General features: G+C 38.8%; 22 protein-coding genes. 11 read left to right on the forward strand and 11 right to left on the reverse strand.

Features of this window, described 5'->3' with window-relative positions; genetic code table 11:
• Positions 1-591: GUN4 domain-containing protein (locus ACKPEB_RS12845; protein ID WP_408965326.1), on the forward strand; the 591-nt coding region annotated here is incomplete at its 5' end.
• Between the two features lie 46 nt (positions 592-637).
• Here ACKPEB_RS12845 and ACKPEB_RS12850 read toward each other — a convergent pair.
• The 3 genes from ACKPEB_RS12850 to gcvH are packed head-to-tail and all read right to left on the reverse strand — an operon-like array spanning position 638 to position 2,746.
• Complete coding sequence (locus tag ACKPEB_RS12850; protein ID WP_408965327.1) at positions 638-1,711, reverse strand: class I SAM-dependent methyltransferase; 1,074 nt, start codon at positions 1,709-1,711, stop codon at positions 638-640.
• Between the two features lie 31 nt (positions 1,712-1,742).
• Entirely contained in the window at positions 1,743-2,339 is a 597-nt protein-coding gene (locus ACKPEB_RS12855; RefSeq protein ID WP_408965328.1) for a hypothetical protein, read from the reverse strand.
• A 26-nt stretch (positions 2,340-2,365) separates the two neighbouring features.
• Positions 2,366-2,746 carry a glycine cleavage system protein GcvH gene (gcvH, locus tag ACKPEB_RS12860; RefSeq protein WP_408965329.1) on the reverse strand — a complete coding sequence of 127 codons (381 nt, stop codon included), beginning with the start codon at positions 2,744-2,746 and terminating at the stop codon, positions 2,366-2,368.
• Positions 2,747-2,843: 97 nt separating this feature from the next.
• On the opposite strand from gcvH, the gene ACKPEB_RS12865 reads away from it, so the two are divergent.
• A complete protein-coding gene (locus ACKPEB_RS12865) occupies positions 2,844-3,665 on the forward strand; it encodes an alpha/beta hydrolase (RefSeq protein ID WP_408965330.1) in 822 nt (273 codons plus the stop codon).
• A gap of 68 nt (positions 3,666-3,733) precedes the next feature.
• Here the strand turns inward: ACKPEB_RS12865 and ACKPEB_RS12870 are convergent, their stop codons facing one another.
• Entirely contained in the window at positions 3,734-4,627 is an 894-nt protein-coding gene (locus ACKPEB_RS12870) for a calcium-binding protein (RefSeq protein ID WP_408965331.1), read from the reverse strand.
• 144 nt (positions 4,628-4,771) lie between these two features.
• Between ACKPEB_RS12870 and ACKPEB_RS12875 the strand changes: the two genes are divergently transcribed.
• From ACKPEB_RS12875 to ACKPEB_RS12905, 7 genes are all read left to right on the forward strand, one after another.
• Positions 4,772-6,025, forward strand: a complete 1,254-nt coding sequence (locus ACKPEB_RS12875; RefSeq protein ID WP_408965332.1) for a hypothetical protein — start codon at positions 4,772-4,774, stop codon at positions 6,023-6,025.
• Between the two features lie 82 nt (positions 6,026-6,107).
• The gene (locus ACKPEB_RS12880; protein ID WP_408965333.1) at positions 6,108-7,565 is read left to right on the forward strand and encodes an N-6 DNA methylase; all 1,458 of its coding nucleotides are present in this window, start codon (positions 6,108-6,110) and stop codon (positions 7,563-7,565) included.
• A gap of 15 nt (positions 7,566-7,580) precedes the next feature.
• Positions 7,581-7,805, forward strand: a complete 225-nt coding sequence (locus ACKPEB_RS12885; protein WP_072717862.1) for a hypothetical protein — start codon at positions 7,581-7,583, stop codon at positions 7,803-7,805.
• Positions 7,802-8,209, forward strand: a complete 408-nt coding sequence (locus ACKPEB_RS12890) for a type II toxin-antitoxin system VapC family toxin (RefSeq protein WP_408965334.1) — start codon at positions 7,802-7,804, stop codon at positions 8,207-8,209. Before ACKPEB_RS12885 ends, ACKPEB_RS12890 begins: the two co-directional genes overlap by 4 nt.
• Positions 8,206-11,493 (forward strand): restriction endonuclease subunit S, encoded by a 3,288-nt coding sequence (locus ACKPEB_RS12895; RefSeq protein ID WP_408965335.1) that lies wholly within the window; start codon positions 8,206-8,208, stop codon positions 11,491-11,493. Before ACKPEB_RS12890 ends, ACKPEB_RS12895 begins: the two co-directional genes overlap by 4 nt.
• On the forward strand, positions 11,493-12,395 hold the full coding sequence (locus ACKPEB_RS12900) for a hypothetical protein (RefSeq protein ID WP_408965336.1): 903 nt from the start codon (positions 11,493-11,495) through the stop codon (positions 12,393-12,395). The genes ACKPEB_RS12895 and ACKPEB_RS12900 overlap by 1 nt, the downstream gene beginning before the upstream one ends.
• Positions 12,371-12,556, forward strand: a complete 186-nt coding sequence (locus ACKPEB_RS12905) for a hypothetical protein (RefSeq protein ID WP_408965337.1) — start codon at positions 12,371-12,373, stop codon at positions 12,554-12,556. Before ACKPEB_RS12900 ends, ACKPEB_RS12905 begins: the two co-directional genes overlap by 25 nt.
• Before the next feature lie 9 nt (positions 12,557-12,565).
• Here ACKPEB_RS12905 and ACKPEB_RS12910 read toward each other — a convergent pair whose 3' ends face one another.
• Both ACKPEB_RS12910 and ACKPEB_RS12915 read right to left on the reverse strand, forming a co-directional pair.
• Positions 12,566-13,822 carry a glycoside hydrolase family 10 protein gene (locus ACKPEB_RS12910; protein WP_408965338.1) on the reverse strand — a complete coding sequence of 419 codons (1,257 nt, stop codon included), beginning with the start codon at positions 13,820-13,822 and terminating at the stop codon, positions 12,566-12,568.
• A 49-nt stretch (positions 13,823-13,871) separates the two neighbouring features.
• Complete coding sequence (locus tag ACKPEB_RS12915; RefSeq protein WP_408965339.1) at positions 13,872-15,410, reverse strand: AAA family ATPase; 1,539 nt, start codon at positions 15,408-15,410, stop codon at positions 13,872-13,874.
• Positions 15,411-15,580: 170 nt separating this feature from the next.
• Here ACKPEB_RS12915 and ACKPEB_RS12920 point away from each other — a divergent pair, with 170 nt between their 5' ends.
• A complete protein-coding gene (locus ACKPEB_RS12920) occupies positions 15,581-16,582 on the forward strand; it encodes an adenosine kinase (RefSeq protein ID WP_408965340.1) in 1,002 nt (333 codons plus the stop codon).
• 229 nt (positions 16,583-16,811) lie between these two features.
• On the opposite strand, the gene ACKPEB_RS12925 is transcribed toward ACKPEB_RS12920, so the two are convergent.
• Positions 16,812-17,396 carry a 50S ribosomal protein L25/general stress protein Ctc gene (locus ACKPEB_RS12925; protein ID WP_408965341.1) on the reverse strand — a complete coding sequence of 195 codons (585 nt, stop codon included), beginning with the start codon at positions 17,394-17,396 and terminating at the stop codon, positions 16,812-16,814.
• 474 nt (positions 17,397-17,870) lie between these two features.
• Here ACKPEB_RS12925 and ACKPEB_RS12930 point away from each other — a divergent pair, with 474 nt between their 5' ends.
• On the forward strand, positions 17,871-18,734 hold the full coding sequence (locus tag ACKPEB_RS12930; protein WP_408965342.1) for an XDD3 family exosortase-dependent surface protein: 864 nt from the start codon (positions 17,871-17,873) through the stop codon (positions 18,732-18,734).
• Between the two features lie 186 nt (positions 18,735-18,920).
• Here ACKPEB_RS12930 and ACKPEB_RS12935 read toward each other — a convergent pair whose 3' ends face one another.
• From ACKPEB_RS12935 to ACKPEB_RS12950, 4 genes are all read right to left on the reverse strand, one after another.
• The gene (locus tag ACKPEB_RS12935) at positions 18,921-19,475 is read right to left on the reverse strand and encodes an Npun_F5560 family protein (RefSeq protein WP_408965343.1); all 555 of its coding nucleotides are present in this window, start codon (positions 19,473-19,475) and stop codon (positions 18,921-18,923) included.
• A gap of 256 nt (positions 19,476-19,731) precedes the next feature.
• On the reverse strand, positions 19,732-20,073 hold the full coding sequence (gene rpsF / locus ACKPEB_RS12940) for a 30S ribosomal protein S6 (RefSeq protein ID WP_408965344.1): 342 nt from the start codon (positions 20,071-20,073) through the stop codon (positions 19,732-19,734).
• A 125-nt stretch (positions 20,074-20,198) separates the two neighbouring features.
• On the reverse strand, positions 20,199-20,675 hold the full coding sequence (locus ACKPEB_RS12945; protein WP_408965345.1) for a Tic20 family protein: 477 nt from the start codon (positions 20,673-20,675) through the stop codon (positions 20,199-20,201).
• 77 nt (positions 20,676-20,752) lie between these two features.
• Positions 20,753-20,950 (reverse strand): hypothetical protein, encoded by a 198-nt coding sequence (locus ACKPEB_RS12950; protein ID WP_408965346.1) that lies wholly within the window; start codon positions 20,948-20,950, stop codon positions 20,753-20,755.
• Positions 20,951-21,060 lie beyond the last annotated feature (110 nt).

Here is a 21,060-nt window from a genome sequence, read left to right on the forward strand (position 1 = left end):
CAACAAGCGACCCTAGAACGACAACATTTACAACATTTGTTAGACTGGATTTTACAGTATTTAGAAGCTTTAAATGCTCAAGTATCCCCAGGTAACTTTGAACAAACTATCGCTCAGACTTCTCCTTTATCAGAAATAGGAATTGATTATAGTTCCCTAATTGAATTATTAGCCAATGGAGATTGGAAAAGCGCCGATGAATATACCTGGCAATTAATTTTATATATTGGGAAACGTCAAGCTGAAAAATGGTTAAGGGTTGAGGATATTGAACAATTTCCCTGTACGGATTTAAACACCCTAAATTGGCTTTGGGAATATTATAGTCAGGGTTTATTTAGTTTAACCCAACAATGGCAAATTTTCTATGATTTAGATGGAAATTATACCCAATTTTGTGATCAAGTGGGTTGGCGAAAGCAAGAAAGTTGGATTTATTATGATGAATTAAATTTTACCTTAAATGCGCCGCCAGGACATTTACCTGTTATTAGTTGGCGCAAACGAGCGTGTTATGGCATCGGAACTTCAACCCCAGATGAAAATTTATCCTCATTTTTTTGTCGCCTTTCTACCTGTAGCCAACGCTAAAGGACTTAAAAAATTAATTGTAAGTCCTTCTGAAGTGACAAGGAGGTTAGGGTTTTTTTAGAATGAACATATCTTGGTAGCTAGTCCCAAAATTTCGTCCACACCAAAGACCATAATATTTAGCTGAAATGGTAAAGCCTAATGTTTCAATCCACTGGATAACTGAAGATTCAGGATGACCCATTGACGCTTCAGGAATTTCTAAATCTGAACAAAACGAACCGTCGATTTCATAAATTAAATTTTGAGAGCTTTTTCCTGATTTGATTAACGATTTCGATTCTTCATTTAATAAAAAGAAGGTACACAAACACCGTCCTCCGGGTTTGAGAACTCGATAAATTTCTTTGAGATAATTTTGAACTGCATTCGCATATAAATGGGTAAAGACTGAGGTTAAAAACACAAAATCAAATTTTTCATCTGAATAAGGGAAAGAATATTCTTCAACTTTAATGGTTCCCTCAGTATTATAGCGTTTATTATAAATATTAGCCCATTTAAAGTTAAAATTAGGTCGATGTTGATGAATCACCGATTGACTCCAGTTAATCCATTTTTCGACAATATCAAACCCTTCATAACAAGCGTTATCATCTAAATAATAGGCGAGAGAATAAGCCATCCGTCCAACTCCACATCCCGCATCTAAAATTGATTCATCGGGTTTTAATTGAGCTTTATTCACAAAATGTCCGAGGAAATCACAAGCAACAAATTTAAAACTTCCGCCGACTCCTAAGCGATCTTCTTTTTCAGGAACATCAAGAGTTGATTCCAATAAATTAAATAAAATTTCTGCTGGTTCTCCCTGGATAATGGGAATTAATTGTACTAAAGTATTATATTGTTTCGGTGAAATTTGGTCTAAAGGAACATCAATCAAAAATCGAGCTTGATCAGCATTTGGTAAAGTAGGAAACAATTTTTGAACGTCAGGACTCGGAAGATTTTTTTGAATTTTAAATTCTGTGATTTCCTGATCACCAATGATGACTTTAAAACCATCTATCGCTTCTCCTCGTAAGCTGGTGATCCATCCTTTTAAACGGACATAATCAGCTTCTAGGAGAACATTACCTAAACAGCCGAGGGTTTTGAGGGATTCTGTTAAATTCATATCAATTTTTAATTTTTTAAACTAGGTTAAGTTAGAGTGAGTTCAAAGTGGATAATAACGGGTTTAAAACCTTAATGATTGCCATTTTTTGTTCTGCATCATATCCCCAACGTTCTAAAAATGCTTGATAAGTTCCTTCTCCGGTTTGGATATTGTCGAGAAGTTGTTGAATGAGCGATCGCAAAATTGGTAAATTCAATTGTTGAATTAAATTCACAGATCGCTGAGAAACCCGTTGAGAACTGTTTTCCATTTCAGTATTATTTTGACGACGATGATACACCGCCATTGCTGTTGACATTGCGGCATTTTTGATCAATAATTCTGATACCATTTCAGGGGATTTACTTAAAGCTTTAATTACCCCATTTGTTGGCTGATTACAGAAGGTTCGAGGATCGGTTAAATAGATTACAAAAAATCCTCTTGCCCCATTGTTTGTGTTGATCAATTGAGCGATCACATTTTCCGTTTCAGCCTCAAATAAACCTTTTTCTTCGATTTTATTGAGTAAGGTTTGAGTGATTTCAAGGGCTTGCTCAAACGTAATATTTTCTGGAACTGATAGGGAAGATAAATTTTCCATTGCTCGTTTTAATTTTTTTTCTAATCCAGCTATTAAAAACACCTAAAACCCTGAACAGTTTTTGACTGTTATTGAACTAAGCCTTGATAGTCCTCGGCTGATAACGCATGATCTAAATCACTAGGATCATCAATCTTAACTTTAATTAACCATCCCTCTCCATAGGGGTCATCAGATAACATTTCAGGAGCATCTTCAAGGGCTGTATTACATTCAATCACAGTACCGTTGAGCGGTGAAAATAATTCTTCCACGGCTTTCACAGACTCAACCGTTCCAAATCGTTCTCCTAGCTCAATTTTATCGTTGATACTCGGTAATTCCACAAACACGATATCTCCAAGTTGCTCAACGGCAAAGCTAGTGATGCCAATTGTGGCGATTTCACCATCAAGTCTGACATACTCATGGGTATCTAAATATTTGAGGTCGTCAGGATAGTATGCCATAGTGATTCCTCACAATCCATTAACTCTATTAATTGTTCACCAAACCTATTAAACTACAAAAGTAGAATGAAAACCGATTTGCTTCCAAAAGATCATTATGAACCGCCAGACTTTGATCAAACGCTTTGTTATTGGTGAGTTTTCTTTAAAACGCATGATCCGTTTTCTGATCATTCTTTATGTCGCCGTTGGGGTTTGGGCTTACTTCTATTCAGAACGCTTAATTTTTATCCCCCCACCTTCGAGTTATCAACAGACTCCAGAATTTTTAACCTTAGAAACCGTACAGGGAGTGAAGATTACCGCGTTATATTTACCGAACCCCAAGGCTAAATATACGATTCTTTATAGTCATGGAAATGCTGAAGATTTAGGGGACAATCGTTTTTTGTTAGAACTGTTGCATCAGATGGGATTTGCGGTTTTTTCCTATGATTATCCAGGTTATGGAACCAGTGAAGGAATCCCCTCGGAACAAGGAACATATCAAGGGATTGATGCTGCTTATAATTATCTTACACAACAGTTAAAAATTCCTTCAAATCGGATTATTGTTTATGGTCGTTCTGTGGGTGGGGGGCCTTCTGTTGATTTAGCGGCGCGTCAACCGGTGGGCGGTTTAATTCTGGAAAGTACGTTTATTAGTACCTTTCGAGTTAAAATTGATTTTCCTTTATATTTTTTTGATCGGTTTGCCAATCTTCGCAAAATTACTTCGGTTCAATGTCCGGTTTTAGTGATTCATGGAACCGTTGATCAAGTTATTCCGTTTAGTCATGGAAAACGCTTATTTGAGACAATCAAAACCCCTAAATTATCCTTTTGGATTCAGGGGGCTGATCATAATAATGTAATTGAAATTGCAGGCGATCGCTATCAACAAAAAATAAAAGAATTTATAGAAATTCTTAAAGATTAAATTGGATTCAAGTGCTTTTTTATGCTGATTTGATTATGGATGATCAGGGTAAATCTATCAAGTTTAAACTAAATCGGAGTGGCAGATAAATTTAAAAGGTAATTCGTGCTTCCTTCTACTTGAGAAACTCGAATAAAATATGTACCTGTGGGTAATGAATCCATTACAATCGATTCGGGGGTTAAACCTAAATTAGTAGAGCTTGCTAGAATTTCATCACTTTGAACCGCTTGATTTCCATTAATATCTTGAATTAAATCCAAATCTAAATTAGCTTTCATTTGATTCATAATGGCACTAAAATCACTTTTATAATTAGGAATTATAAATTGATAAATATCAACAGGGTCAGCATCTGTGACTAAACCAATAATGGTTTTATTACCTAACAAAATATCAAGATCAACCGCTTGAGTCAGATCATCTTGTAAAGCAGGAGGTGTTCCTAAGCGTCCTTCGTCTCGTCGCTGCCAAAAATGCTCAAAGACAGTGTTATAAAGTCCTGATTCTAAATCAGATAAAACTTCAGGATATCGAGTTTGATAATAGTTTGTATCAAAAGCCAGACTGGGATTCCGTCCTTCATATTGTCCAAATAAAAAGAAATGTTCAAAGGGGTTAATTTCTCCTCTCAAAAAAGCTTCTTTAACATCAGGATTTTGTTCTAAATAATAGAAAGAATCAAAGAAAGGATTGGGAGAACGGAGTTCAAACTGACCATAATCAATAAAATGTTCAACCGGGGTGAGAACGCCTTCCTCAATTTGGGGTAATAAATCGGGATGAGTTTCTTGATAATATAAAGAATCAAATATAGCATTTGGTTCATAACCTGAATCCAGACCGACTAAGAGAAAATGATCAAATGCGGTCTCAAATTCTCCACGTTCAACGGTAGACGCAACATCAGGATATCTTGCTAAATAGAAGGCTTGATCAAATATTGTTTCTAAAGTTAACATTTTATTAAAAGTTCTCCATGATTGACTTCTCTCTTCAGTTTACTATAACAATAACAACCCAATTTTCAGAAAAAGAGTAATAATAGAATTAACCAGAGGAAATCCCCCTGATGAAATTGGATGAGTGTTGAGTAGGAGAAACAAATGACTCTTAATCCTAGCATCATCAATGCTGTTGAAAAATTAGGCTATCGTGTTACCAGTGGTGATGTCGCCACCCAAGCCGGAATCGAGGTTAATATTGCCCAACGGGAACTTTTAGCTCTTGCATCGGAAGCCGGAGGTCACTTACAAGTCGCTGAATCTGGAGAGATTGCCTTTGCATTTCCCCAAAATTTTAAAGCAATTCTGCGGAATAAATATTGGCAATTGAAGTTAAAAGATGGGTGGGAAAAAATTTGGAAAGTTTTATTTTATCTGATTCGGATTTCTTTTGGAATTATTTTGATTGCATCAATTCTGCTCATTTTAGTTGCAATTGTTGCCATTTTAGTTGTTATTAATTCTAGTCAAGATAACGAGAGTTCAGGTGGAAACGATGGTGGAGGTTTTATTCCGGTTGGTTGGTTGATACCGGATTGGTGGTGGTTCGTTTCTTGGGATAATAATAATTATCAACGCTATGAAAATTATAACACAGATGATAAAAAGCAGATGAATTTTTTAGAAGCGGTTTTTTCTTTTATGTTTGGGGATGGAAACCCCAATTATAATTTAGAAGAACGCAGATGGCAAACGATTGGTAAAGTAATTCGTAATCAACAAGGATCGATTATTGCTGAACAAATAACCCCCTATTTAGATGAAATCGGAAGTTTAGTCGCTCAAGAATATGAAGATTATATGTTACCGATTTTAACCCGTTTTGATGGCAAACCCGAAGTGAGTCCCGATGGGCAATTAATTTATCATTTCCCAGAATTACAAACTACCGCCCAACAATCAGAACCTCAACTGATCACAACTTATTTAAAGGAAAGAAAATGGCGATTTAGTTTAGCAACCTCTGGGCAAATTTTAGGGGCAATTGGTTTAGGGTCGGTTAACTTAATTGGGGCGTTAATGTTAGGAAGTTTACTAAAAACACCTGAAATTGCTGGATATTTAACCGGATTTTTAGGGTTTGTCCAGTTTATTTATCCAATTTTATTAATTTATGGAATCGGTTTTTTAACCATTCCTTTGATTCGATATTTTTGGATTCAAGGGAAAAATAACAAGATTAATGAACGCAATACAATGCGGCAAAAAAGAGCCAATATTTTAGCTCAAGGCGGTTCAATCTTAAAGAAAAAACTCAATTATGCTCGTCAGTTTGCTAAAAAAATGGTCATTCATCAAGATAATTTAGCTTATACAACTGAAACGGATTTATTAGAACAGGAAATAGAAGAGTAAGGAAGAGTAGCCCTTGGGTGAAAGCGATCGCTCACTCTCACCCAAATTCATTTCGACTAAAGAAGATGTATAATATAAGCTTATGAATACTGCCACTCACGACATTGTTGCCAAGCTCTGGAATCTCTGTAACGTCCTTAAGGACGGCGGTATATCCTTTCATCAATACATGATCGAGCTAACGTACCTACTGTTTCTCAAGATGGCTAAGGAAACGGGAACTGAAAGCCTGATTCCAGAGGGTTATCGCTGGGACGATTTGAAAACTAAGCCAGAATCTGAGCAGCTTGAATTTTATAAACAGCTTCTGAACCACTTAGAGAAAGATGGTTCTGTTATTGTCAAAGCAATTTTTGCAGATGCTAAATCTTCTATCAATAGACCTAATACGCTTTCTACACTTGTTAACGGAATAGACAAGCTTGATTGGTACAATGCGCGACGAGAAAGTATAGGAGATGTATATGAAGGACTCCTTGAAAAAAATGCCAATGAATCAAAGGCTGGTGCAGGTCAGTATTTTACGCCACGCCCGTTAATTGACAGTATGGTTCATGTCATGCGTCCCACCTTAGAAGATATCATTCAAGACCCTGCTGCTGGTACGGGTGGATTCCTGATTGCTGCTGATAGATATATTCGAGAACATAACAATCTGAATAGTTGCACTAAAAAGCAAAAAGAAAAATATCGCACCAATACTTTCTACGGAATGGAACTTGTGTCTGACACACACCGTTTAGCATTAATGAATTTGATGCTGCATGGACTCGATTTTAATCCGCAAGGCACAGGTATTCATTATGGCGATACGCTTTCACCAGATGGAAAAGCCTTACCGCCAGCAACTCTAATTCTTACAAATCCACCTTTTGGTAGCAAAAAAGGTGGGGGTTTACCTGACCGAAAAGATTTTGATTTCCCGACCAGCAACAAACAGTTTTGCTTCTTGCAACACATTTATCTAGGCTTAAAACCGGGTGGTCGCGCTGCGGCTGTATTTCCCGACAACGTGCTGTTTGAGAGTAACGTGGGACGACAGATCCGAACTGACTTAATGGACAAATGCAATCTTCATACAATTCTGCGGTTGCCATCTGGTATTTTCTATGCTCAGGGTGTGAAAACCAATGTATTGTTTTTTGCTCGTGGGAAGAAGGAAAAAGGTAATACTAAAGAAGTTTGGGTGTATGACCTGCGTGCTAATACTCCCCAATTTGGTAAGCGAACATCCCTGATGCGTCAACATTTTGAGGAGTTTGAAACAGCCTTTGGTGATGATCCCTTGGGTAGTTCGGTTAGTTTAGCTAAACGTACTGATACTGGAGAGGAAGGACGCTTTAGAAAATTTTCCCGTGACTGGATCGCTGAACGTGGGGATAATTTAGATATCTCCTGGCTTAAGAATGAAAGCGAAGAGGATAACAATGATTTACCCGAACCTGCTATCTTGGCTCAAGAAGCAATAGGTGAATTGGAAGCTGCGATCGCCGAGTTGCAGGGAATTCTGCAAGAATTAGGTGAGGAAATTAACTTTTAGGTAGGTCTTCATATTATGCACAGCATCAAGTTAAAATCTCATATCGGTAGTGATGGTTTTTTGAAAGTTCGCTTACCTGATGTACAGAATATGGATATCGAGGTGATCATTGTTTATCAAACTAGCCTACCTAAACCAATGGAAGCAACACCGCTTTCACAGTTTTACGGATGTATTCAGGACGACTCCTTTATTAGACATCCTCAAAACGAACAACCTGAACGCGAACCCCTGGAATGAAATATCTTCTTGATACAAATCTTTGTATTATTTATTTGAAAGGCAGAAATTTAAACTTAAAGCAGAAACTTGAGTCAGTTGCGATTCAGGAGATAGCGGTATGTTCAATTGTTAAGGCAGAACTCTGTTTTGGAGCAATGAAAAGTGCTAATCCCGAACGAAATTTTGCTCTACAGCAAGCCTTCTTGGATCAGTTTGTCTCGCTCCCCTTTGATGATCTCGCCGCTACAACTTTTGGAGTGATCCGATCGCAGTTAGAAATTAAAGGAACACCCATTGGAGCTTATGATTTACAAATTGCTGCGATCGCCTTAGCAAATAATCTAATATTGGTGACACACAATACACAAGAGTTCCGGCGTGTTGAGGGGTTGCAGGTTGAAGATTGGGAGGTTGAGCAGTGACTAATCTTCCACAGCACTGGGTTGTAACTAACTTTGGAAGTATTTGCGGTAGTGGTCAATATGGTTGGACAGCCAGAGCCACAAATAAAGGTTCTGTAAGATTTCTACGCACAACTGACATTACAAAAGGTCAAATTGATTGGGACTCAGTTCCATATTGTCAGGATAATCCCTCGGATCTTGATAAGTATCAAATTCAAGCGAATGACATTTTAATATCACGTTCTGGCTCTGTCGGTTTTAGTACCTTGATTAAAAATGTTCCATTCCCGACAGTGTTCGCGTCATATCTTATTAGATTCGTTCCTTCCAATAATATTGAGCCAAGGTACATTGCATATTTCCTTCAATCTGCTGAATACTGGCAGCAAATTTCTGAAGCCTCAGCAGGAATTGCCGTATCTAATGTCAATGCAAAAAAGTTATCAGCAATTAGCATTCCACTTGCTCCCCTCAATGAACAAAAACGGATTGCTGATAAGCTCGATTCATTGTTTGCGCGGGTTGATGCGTGTCGCGATCGTTTGGAGCGTGTGTCACATATTCTCCAACGTTTTCGACAAGCTGTTATTACTGCTGCAATATCAGGAGAGTTAACAGATGATTGGCGTGCAAGCACTGATCTTTCAAATAGACAACCTGTTTCTCTATCTGAGATTTTGTCAGAAATAAAGACAGGGCCTTTTGGAAGTGCTTTACATAAGTCAGATTATGTACGTGGAGAGGTTCCAGTTGTAAATCCGATGCACATAAATGATGGAAAAATCACCCATTCGTTTGAAATGGCAGTTTCTCCTAAAAAAGCACAAGAGTTATCAGAGTTTAGGCTTAAGGCTAGAGATGTAATTATTGCGCGACGTGGTGTCATGGGGCGTTGCGCCGTTGTAAAACCAGAACAGGAGGGCTGGCTTTGCGGTACAGGTTCCATAATTCTTAGAGTTCGATCGCAAATTCTACCTGACTACCTTCAAGTTTTCCTGTCTAGTCCTACTACCGTCAAAGCTTTGGAAACTGCTGCTGTAGGTTCAACAATGGTTAATTTGAATCAGCAAATCCTACTTTCACTCCAGCTTTCACTACCGACTCTTCAAGAACAACAAGAAACTATTCGGCGGGCCACAAATTTGTTGGCTTACGCCGATTGCATTGAAACCCGATGCGGCAATGTCCTTATGCAAGTTGAACACATAACGTCTGCTTTGCTATCTCAAGCATTTTGTGGCGAGTTGGTACCACAAGATCCCACTGATGAACCAGCGTCTGTACTTCTAGAGAGAATTAAGTCTGAGAAAAGGCATATAGACTCTGAGCAACAGAAAAAACGAAATCTCCGCCGTATAACTAACAATAAAAATAACAATAAAAAAAAGCAAACAACCTCTATGCGACAATCATTAGACGATTATGTAGAAGCCATCCGCTCTGCATTTAAGCAGTTAGGAGACAAAGCAGATGCCCACCAACTTTTTGATCAAGCAGGATGCCAAGCAGAAGAAGTTGTGCAGTTTTATGAGGCGTTACGGGCAACTCCTGAAGTGCGGATTGCTTTCGAGAATTCAAGACAAGAACGTCCCCCACAAAAACAAAGCTCAATCGCTAAAGATATAGATAATCAAATCTCGGAAAACGGACGTTTTCGGTTGATAGATCTTTGGTTGGAGGATTTCAAAAACTTGACTGACTATACAGTACGCTTCGACCCGTCTCATAGCATAGACATCATTCTTGGCTGGAACGGTACAGGAAAATCTAACTTGTTTGAATCCTTAGTCATTATCTTTCGTGATTTGCATGAATGGTCAAAGGGATCTACATGGATTAAAGAAACAATGAGAGGCTATCGATTACGTTATGAAATAAATGAACAAATAGTCGATATTTCTTGGAATCCCAGAAAGATGAGAAGCCCCCTGCTAAAAATGAGTCCCCTTCAGAAGGGCAACGACGAACGGGAAAAATTCGTAAAGATTTCTAGAAACAAGCTTCCATTACCCCGGTTTGTCTTCGGTTATTATTCGGGACCGACAAATCGCTTGGCTGATCATTTCTTGCCAATGAATCAAGCTCACTACAATAGCTTGCTAGACGCGAAATCTGATGATCCAGAGACTCTTGCTAATCTTTTAGAGAAGCGTCGCTTTTTCTGTGCCGAAAACCATCATGCAAAATATGTTTTATTAGCATTTTTTCATAAAGAAGATCCTGCTATCAGCCAATTTCTTGAAGACAGACTGCGAATTGTTGGCTTTGAGTCGGCACTATTCGTTATTCGTAAGCCTGGATGGGCAAAATCAGGGCAGGCTACTGAATTTTGGGGCGCACGTGGTGTTATGCAACGTGTTATGGAGCGACTCCGACGATTTGCGATCGCTCCAATGGTGATTAAACAAAAGGTAAGTGAGGGATATAAGTCAAAGGGCGAGGAACATTACTACTTTTTTCTACCCGACTTACAGAGCTTACACGCCTTGGCTGCGGAATACAAAAATGCCCGAACATTTTTCCTCGCTCTGGAAAGTATAGATTTCTCAGAATTGATTTACGATCTAAAAATTCAGGTGCGTGTAAAGGCAACAAATACAGAGCAAGTGGCAATTACATTTCACGAGTTAAGTGAAGGTGAGCAACAACTACTCATGGTATTGGGTTTAATGCGCTTCACGAAGTCTCATCAGTCTTTGGTACTACTTGATGAACCTGATACACATCTCAATCCTCATTGGAGCGTAGATTACCTGAAACTCCTTACTCGTGTAATGAGCGAGAATTCTAATGAGTCAGAAGAACAACAAACAAGCCAAATTCTTATGTCAACTCATGATCCTTTAGTCATTGCCAGTCTCTTTAAAGAGCAAATTCACCTTCTCAAACGAGATTGGCAAACAGGTGCTTGCACATGGGAACAGCCAACAGTTAATCCACGTGGACTTGGATTTACTGGCATCCTTACAAGTGAGATGTTTGGAATGAGGAGCGATCTGGATGAGGAAACACTTGCCGACCTAGACACGAAGGTTCGCTTAATCGCTAAGGAAGGTTCTTTCACTCCAGAGGAAGCTATAGAACTTGAAGAAATAAACAAACGTTTAGAAGATGCAGGATTCCAAAAGGCATTTAGTGATCCATACTATGCAGCATTTATCCGTGCCTGGAGTCGTAGATACAGTGATTTGATGGCTGGTACTCGATTCCTCAGTCCAGAGCGACGAGAAGAGGTTGATCGGATTGCTCGTGAAGTCCTCGAAGAAGTCCTAGCAGAATTAGAGGCAGAGGGCATTAACTAATGCGCTGGATCGATATTGACCAATTAGAAATTCCCGATGGATGGCACGCAAAGGCTGATAAAGCCCTTAATGAGCTACGACAAGAAATAGAATGTGCCGAACAAAAAGCTCGATTGGCTGGCGAAGACATTCGTGCCGCAAGAAGGAAGGCGATTTCGGAAGGATTAGATAAGAGTTCACGCCAGAAAATCTGGCGAGATTTAGCTCCCTATTTAGCTAAACTCCGTAATAGCAAATGTTGGTACTCAGAGAGTTTAAATCCAGGTTCCAATAAGGATGTTGATCACTTTCGTCCTAAAAATCGAGTATATGAAGATCCTGACCACGAAGGCTATTGGTGGCTTGCATTTGATTGGCGTAATTATCGCTACTCCTGTCAGTTGTGCAATCAGCGCCGTGTTGATACAACAAACAATACAAACGGAGGAAAGTGGGATCGCTTTCCCATTTCTGGAGCTTTTAGAGCTAGGCAAGAAGTAGACAATTTGGACATGGAAGATGTGGATCTTCTTGATCCAATTGATCCAGAGGACTGGAAGCTACTCAATTTTCGCCCCAATGGTCAACCTATTCCTGCAAAACTTCCCGGTACGAGAGAATATGAAAGAGCAGAGATTTCTATTCAGGTATATCATCTTAATTATCAAGAATTTGTACGCGATCGCAAGCAATTGGCTACAAACATTCGTTTGTTAATAGAAGATATGGAAAGTCTCTATTTAAAAATTACAGATCCTACAATGAGAAAGCGTTATAAAAATCGCCAAAAAGAGCTTTTTCGACTTATTGATAGAGACTCTGAATATTCCGCAGCAGCCCTAGCTTATGCACGGTCTGAAGTTTATAAAATGGAACGTGGTCATCAGGTCAAACGAGAATGGCTCGAAAAAATTTTGAATTGAAATCCATAATCACTAATTTTAACTTTTACTCAAAAATACATGATCGCGCTTTTAGCCCACATTCCGCACGACAAAATGTAATATTAGAGCAAGAAATTAAAAATTCTCCTCAAATTGATGCAGAATGGCAAAAGCGTTTAGATCAATCTGAATCTAGCTAAAAACTTATATTAATCTAAAAATAAGGTTTTAAAGGTTTTACGACGATATCGAGGCGAGTCTGGAGTAAAATAACTCCACAGGGTTTCCCAATAAAAAAATGAGACTCCATCAAAACCGCGATCGCGGACAACTTTCATTTGTTTTTCAATTTGCTCCATCGGAACTGGATGACGTAATGTTCCACTTAATAACCCAATAATTACCGGAACTTTTTGTCGTGCGGTTTGAACAGATTCATGATTTAATTCAGAAATAAATTTAGTCATACTATCACGATAAACTTGTAAAATAATCTCATCGACTAATCCTTGATTGACCCAGGTTAACCAATCTTGTAAATACATTTCATAAGTATATTCATAGGGATTGGGAGATAAGGAAATGATACAATCCGGTTTAATCGCTTTGACTTTTTTAACAATCCGTTGCACTAATTCAGTAATTTTATTCGCTCTCCAGTCTCGCCATTCTTGATTATAAGAATTATTAGGCGGAGATTGACCCTTATGTTCTTTTTGATAAAGTTCAATGGTATATTCATCATAACCAAATTCAACGGGAAGACCAAAATGATCATCAAGTTGAATTCCATCAATATTATATTTGATCACCACTTCTAAGATTAAATCTTCAATAAATTGTTCAACTTCTGGATGTAAAGGATTTAACCAGACATTTTCAATCGTCATCCAGTCTAAAATTTGATTAAAAATCCAATTTTTGATCTGGGTTTGGTAAGAAACATCTTCAGAATTTTTGAAATTATTTAAAGCTTTTTCTCCTTTTAAAGTTTGAGCAATCCAGTCAGGATGGCGTTGAACAATGGCTGAATTTTTAGGAGCCATAAATCCATATTCAAACCAAGGAATAACTTTTAATCCGTTTTGATGTCCTTCCGTAACAATTTTTGATAAAATATCTCCTCCTAATTGGGTTAAATTTAATAAAGAATCTTGAGAACGACCGATGACTCGCTTTCCGACTGCACTTTTATAAAATGTGACTCCTCGGTTCCAAACAACGGGATAAATGGTATTAAATTTCAGGTCTGATAATTGATGTAACGCACGATTGATTCCCCAAGGAAAAAATAACACACCACTACTAACATTGGTTAACCAAACGCCTCTAATTTCATGGGGAATAATCACAATGGGTTGGGGCGATGTGGGTGGAACTAAAAAAGCGATCGCTAAAATTAACGATAAAATAAAACTGAAAAGTCCTGAGATTGTTAAAAGCGTTTTTTTTCTTAATTTTATCATTATAAAACTATAGATTAAAATACAAAAAACAGACTTTTAGACAATTTTATTATAATTTTTTCCATTGATTATCAATATTTTGAGTAGTATCAATCGTAGTTAGATAATTCTTTTCATCATCTGTAAACGGTTGGGCTTTGGCGCGCTGAGAGGTTAATAAATCTGCTGTTGCGTCAGCAATATCTCCCTGACGATGTTGTAAACGTTCTTGTAAAATATCCATCGGTGCTGTACATTCAATAATTTGTAAAGGTAATTGATAACTATTACAGGTCTCTATGACGGCTCCCCGTTGTTCTTGTTGATCATATTTAGCATCTAAAATCACCCAAAATCCTTGTTTTGCTAATAATAATCCTAACTCTAATAATCGTTGATAGGTTTTTTCTGTCATTTCTAAAGTATAGATTTCTTCTCCTCCCGGTTCATATAAAGGAACATGAGCTAAATGTTTTCTGACCGCATCGGAACGAATATGAATCGCATTTAATCGTTTGGATAATTTGCGAGCAGTTGTGCTTTTTCCTGACCCTGACAACCCGGACATCATCACAATTCCCCCCGAAGATCTTCGGGTATATTGCCAAGCTAATTTATAATATTGAATCGCTTCTTGTTTGGCAATTTCTTTTTGTTCCTCAGAAACCGCAGGATCATCTAAAATTAGTGAATTGACTTTAGCTCTAACATAAGCTTGACGAGTTAAATAAAAGGGTAAAAGTTGTAATCCTTCCCAGTCTCCCATTTGTTCAATATAAGTATTTAAAAATCGGTTTCCTAAATCCGCGCGTCCTCGTCCTTCTAAATCCATCACCACAAAAGCCACATCATACATCACATCCACAAAGCGAAATTCTTCATTAAATTCTATTCGATCAAACAGTAAAATTTTATTCTGATACAGACAAATATTTTTTAAATGTAAATCCCCATGACATTCTCGAATCCAATGATGATCAATCCGGCTTTGAAACACCGCTTGATAAGTTTCAAAAAAGCTGTCTGTGTATTGTTTCGTTTGTTCATATTGTTCTTGGGTTTGACAACAGCCGATATATTTTTGTGTTTTTTGATAATTCCCATCAATAGAATGACGAATTTGAGTAATTTCTCCCCATTTAAGAATATCATGATTCGTTGGACAATTTTGGTGGAATTGAGCTACTACTTTTCCTAACGCTTCCATTTCTTTCGTTGTCAATTTATCCTGTGTAAATAAATTAATAAATAAATTTTCTTCAGGAAATTGACGCATTTTTAAGACATATTCTATACCGGATTCTTCTTTTTCTGCCAATTGAAAGCGATCGCCAATTTCTATTATCGGTAAAACCTCTAAATACAAGTCGGGTGCTTGCTGCTGGTTCATGCGTAATTCTTGTTCACAAAAATAGCGACGTTTTTCTAACGTTGAATAATCTAAAAATCCAAAATCAACTATTTTTTTAATTTTATAAGCATATTCTCCGGTTAATAAAATAAAGGAAATATGGGTTTGTAAAAGTTCAATGGGTTCTTGTACCGGATGAGGATAAAAATCCGGTTCTAACATTTGTTGAATCAAGGGAGGAAGTGTAGAGTGAGTCATAACACAAATTGATCAAACCGAATTGAATTACAAGGGAAAAACAATAAACTACCATTTTATTTTTATTATCTCTGAGAAAAAAGCGATTTTTCCGAAATTGAAAATAAAAGTTACAAAAATTTGATAGCATTAATCATTGAATTGTTCAACTTGTTTTATCGATAAAGTCAATGACAGAACCCAAACCCTTTAATGTCTTTGGTGTTGGAAATGCCCTCCTCGATATTTTGGCATTAGTTGAGGATAATTTTATTGAAACCCATGACCTCAACCGAGGAGCAATGACCCTAATGGACACTATTAAACAGGGGAAATTGTTACAACAATTGGAGAGCCATCCTTTAGAATTACGTTGTGGAGGTTCCGCCGCTAATACCATGATGGCGATCGCTCAAAGTGGCGGGACGGGAATTTATTCAGGTAAAGTCAGCGCAGATACCAATGGCGAATTTTATCAACAGGATATGATCGCGGCTGGAATTCAATTTGAAATCGAACCTGCTGACACCACCCAAGGGCCAACGGGAACCTGCTTGGTATTGACAACCCCTGACGCAGAACGTACGATGTGCACTCATTTGGGAGTTTCCACCACCTTATCAGTCACGGATATTAATGTTGATCATTTGAGCCAATGTCAATACAGTTATATTGAAGGTTATTTGTGGGATGCACCCGAACCTCGTCAAGCCAGTATTCAAACGATGGAACAGTCGAAACGGCTAGGGGTGAAAGTGGCGTTTACCTTTTCCGATATGTTTTTAGTCGAACGGTTTGGAGATGATTTTCGCGCTCTTTTAACGGAGTATTGTGATGTTTTGTTTTGCAATGCCGATGAGGTGCGCCACTTCTGCGGAACTGAAGATTTAGAAGCTTGTGCTTCTCAGCTAGGAGAGAAAGTAAACCAGGTTTTTATTACTAATAGTGATCAAGGCTGTTTAGTGGTTGAAAATCAAACCCTGATTCACGTTGCCGGGTTCCCCGTTAAACCCGTTGATACCGTTGGAGCCGGAGATGCCTTTGCAGGGGGAGTATTATACGGACTCACCAACAACTTAACCACCGCACAAGCAGCCCGTTGGGGAAATTATCTCGGTTCCCAAGTCGTGCAAATTCACGGCCCCCGCTTAAGCGAATCTCAACACCATAAATTAGCAGAAATTATTCATTAAGCTGCGGAGTGTGGGGTGCGGAGTGCAGAGTCTGGAGTGCGGAGTGCGGAGTGGGATGTGTAGGGAAAGCCATAGGAGTTCATCATTTCTCCCTTCTCTCCCCTTCTCTTCCCTTCTCTCCCCTGCTCCCCCTGCTCCTCTTCTCCTCTTCTCCCCCTGCTCCTCTTCTCCCCCTGCTCCCCCTGCTCCCCCTGCTCCCCTTCTCCTCTTCTCCCCCTGCTCTCTAAAATTAACCTTCGACGCCGCCTTCATCACCCCGTTCAGGATGAATAATACTAACAACCACTTGCTCTGCATCTCCAGTAGCTTTGACACCCGCAGGTAAGTTGAGTTCTCTAATATGCAGAGCTTGACCTTGGTGTAAATCAGCAACATCCACATCAATCCGTTCAGGAATGTTACCCGGTTCACATTCGACTTCTAATTCAGAGAGGACAACATCTAACAGACCGCCTTCTAATTTCACCCCAGCGGCTTCACCGACGAAATGCAGAGGAATAGAAACGGTTAAACTCTCTTGTTGAGCAACGGAGAAGAAGCTCAGGTGATAGGGAAAGCCTTTCCAGGGATGTTTTTGGACTTCCCGCAGCAGGGTTTTACCACTCCAAGACAGATCAGGAACGTTTAGTTGAATTAAAGTATGGTTAACCACGTTCCGTTTCAGAAGGGTTTCTGCGACTTTCGTGGGAATGGTAATGTTAATCGATTCGGCGCCTTGATGACCATACAGCACCGCCGGAACTAATCCTTGACGACGTAAAGCATTGGGTTTAGAGCCTTCTGGCCGTTTTTGACCTTCAATCGTAATTTCCATGACGTTTCTTGCGCTTAGGGTGAAACAGTTAAAATTTTTTAGCCAAACTCTGATTATACCAAAATCACGGCGTTGTAGCTAAACTTTTTGCCGATACAGATATAGGGCTACTCATTAGAGTTAGGACTTCGGAGTGAATCCAGCAAACTCTGTCACTTTGTTCATCTTTTTATAAAGATTTTTTCCTAACTAACCCAAAGGTGGTTTTTCTACTGCTTTTATTGAATTTAATAATTGTTGTAAAGTAAAAAAATTGATTCTACTATTGTATAGCTATTTATCCTGGGTTCTCCCCATTTAAAAGTATTTTTGCGGCACAAACCAACAAAAATCTATACTGAAAAGCTTGCTATCTTTACAATCAATTTACAAATTTTACAAAGATTAAGCATTGAATCTTTATATGAAAAAAATTATCTTTAAAACATAGAAGCTACCGCTTAAACTTGATCGTGATTCTACAGGAGTTAACCCATGAAAACCTCAACCTTGAAAAAATTAATTGGAACAACAGTAGCTAGTCTTTCCTTAATCTCTATGAGCAGTTTTCCGGCGATGGCGGGACAACTACACAATGAATGGAATTATGGAATTGATTCCTTTAGCGATGGTTCCGGTGGTGAGTCCTATAATATTAGAGGAATTGCTCTTAAAGAAACAACTGATAGTATTTTGGTTGCTTTAACGGGTGGAATGCCTATAGCTGGCGTGACAAACAGTGGAGCGATGGATAAAAATATTGGTTGGGGTGATTTATTTTTAAACTTTACTAACAAAAACTTTACAACGGCTAGTAGTCAACGAAGCTTATTTGGAGTTCGTTTTGCGGGAACCAATGACTCCAAAGTTACCACCACAGGGTTATATGGTAACGTTCAAGGAGCCAGCGTTACAGGTGTTAATCACGGCTACAGTAGCTTACAACAATATTACAATTCGGGATTTGATAAAGCTAACACCCAAGGCACTGACTTGGCTACAAAAGCAGCAGCTTATACTTATTTTGGTCAAGGAACAATTCTAAATGTGATTGACTCTGGTGCGAATCAATTGGGTAGTATTCAAAGTCTGACGTCTACAGAGTTAAAAAATCAAGGACTTGACTTCGGATTCTTCAACGCTACAGGATCTCAAACCCTCGGTTTTAGCTTCAAAAAAGGTGATTTAGGACTCGCTGACGGAAATTATGACTACATGGCTAGTATTTTCGTAGAATGTGGTAATGATGGTGTTGCGCTCAAAGGTGGAGTTTCTGTTCCTGAACCGGGTAGTTTAGCTGGTTTAGCTTTAGTCGGTTTAACTTTACTCGGTGGTAGCCGACTCTACAAAAGTCATTAACAATAGATTAGAATACAGCTTAATTGTTGAATTCACATCAGGTAAACTTAGGGTGCAGTTTTGATGATTTTTTTCAGTGATGCCAGCAATCAAAAAATTGCTACTCAAGACTTAAGAGGCTATCCTGTAATCAGAATAGCCTCTCAAATTTAAAATTTGATCTGGGTTTGACGAGTCCATCAATAATCAAGCATTACCCAAACTGGGAACATCCACAGAACCTGAACCGCGATTTTGAAAACTGGGTAGATCCAACCCACTGGGACGGCGACTTTTTTGAGCTAAACGATAGCTAACACTTTGTAACTCCGCATGAAGTTGTTTATTTTCCCGTTGGAGTAATTCTACTTTTTCCATCACTTCATTCAGACGTTCTGAGAACTTCTGACGGTAGACTCCGGGTAACTCTTGAACCACTTGTTCCAACATCCGAGAACGATCTGTTAACTCCTGAACTGACTGTCTGAGTTGATAAACTTCTGTATCCCGTTCCGCAATTTGTTCTTGATAAAACTTAACTTGCTGTTCCATCTCTTGCAGTTGTTCTCGTAAAGCCACCATTTGGGCTTGATGACGTTCAGCCAGGTCTGGGGCTGGTAACAAGTTAGCATCCCCTTTCACCAAACGGAATAGTTCTTGAGATAACTGTTGAATTAACTGCTCTCGCATTTGTAGCTCTTCGTTTAAACGAGCAACTTCAGCGTTTAATTCCTGTGGCGTTTGACTTTTAGCTGGGCTCACGGTAACTGATGGCTCCTATAAATTTATTTTGAATATTGGTTCTTAGTTCTTAAAATACTCTTCCTTCCCTAAATCGGCAATAGCAGTGATAGTAGTGAACAGAGGGTAGGTGTTGAACAGAGAGTAGACTTTGGAGTGCAGGAAACAGTAGAGATTAAGTTTATTACCCCCCCTTCTCCCCTTCTCCCCCTGCTCTCCTTCTCCCCTTCTCCCCCTGCTCCCCCTGCCTCCCCTGCTCCCCCTGCTCCCCCTCTACTTAGGCTTCTTCCACTTCAGGTTCAGGAGTTTCAGCGATCGCTACTGGCTTGACTTCTTCCTTAATCGTCAAATAACGAATCACTTCATCACTGAGTCGCATGGCTCGTTCTAGGACAGCAATTTGGCTACCAGGGCCTTCATAATTCATCTGGACGTAAATTCCTTCCCGATGCTTCTGAATATCATAAGCGAGACGACGTTTACCCCGATTTTGAATTTCAATATTTTGTCCGCCCTGATCCCGCAGAATCGTTTCATATTTGGTAATTGATTGCTCAACTTGTTCATCGTTGAGATCGGGACGCAGGATATACATCGTTTCGTAAACAAAAGGTTTCATGCTGTTATGCTCCTTGTGGACAACAAGGCTTCTAAATTAGAAGCAAGGATCTTTAATTATATCAGAGAGTGCCATTGAGAAAAAATTAAGATATTTGGGTCGGGAAACCCCGCCCCAATCAAGCGTTAACGAACTTGCATATAAACCGCATCCGAAAGGGTGGGAATTTCTGCATATTTTCCTAAAAAGCACTGAATTACAGAATAGAAAAATGCAGCTAAAAGTCCCAGGAAGATCATGTTATAAAGGGTTTCACCAACAAATCCTTGTAACAGAACACTGCCTAATACTTGGAAGATTAACGTGCATAAAATCAGAACAATGTCAATCAAGATTGCTTGCATTGTATTGAATCGAATGAAATGAGGAATATTTTCATTCCGAACCACTAACATATACAATGCTAAAAACACAATAAATCCGGCAAAGGGAATGACTTGATAAAGCGTCATTAACGGAATAACAGGCAATGTAATAATTTGTAAAATCGGAAACTGTTCAAATAAGAAGCGTCCAAAGACCAATCCATCCATTAAAGGCAGTAGATAGGGTAAAGCCGCAAAAATGCGATCGCGTATTGTCGTTGTTCCGCGCCAAGTCATAACCAATTCTCCTGAGTATGTCTTAAACTCAGGATAGCGTAGTCTCAGGAGTTGAGTGTGAGATTGAGATTCCGAGTTTATTCAACATTGGCAATACGGAAGCCCATTTGACACTCATACTGACTGGGTTGATTTCCCATCGAAGGCTGAACCAAATGACCGCAGCAAAGCTGACCCCCTCTCCAACGGGGTTGACCCCTTTGATCCGCCAGCAAACACCCTTGACAAACCTGTTGAGATGTAATGATCTGGTTATCCATCAAGATGACTAGCATAAGGGTTCCTCCGACAGACGCCCTTTCTCTATATTTATTGTAAATCAAGAGTTTAAGCCGATTCAGCTAAATGACTTACAATTTAACAAAATTGAGAGTCAAACTGTCTT

Source organism: Planktothrix sp. (genome assembly GCF_046067725.1).
GTDB lineage: Bacteria > Cyanobacteriota > Cyanobacteriia > Cyanobacteriales > Microcoleaceae > Planktothrix.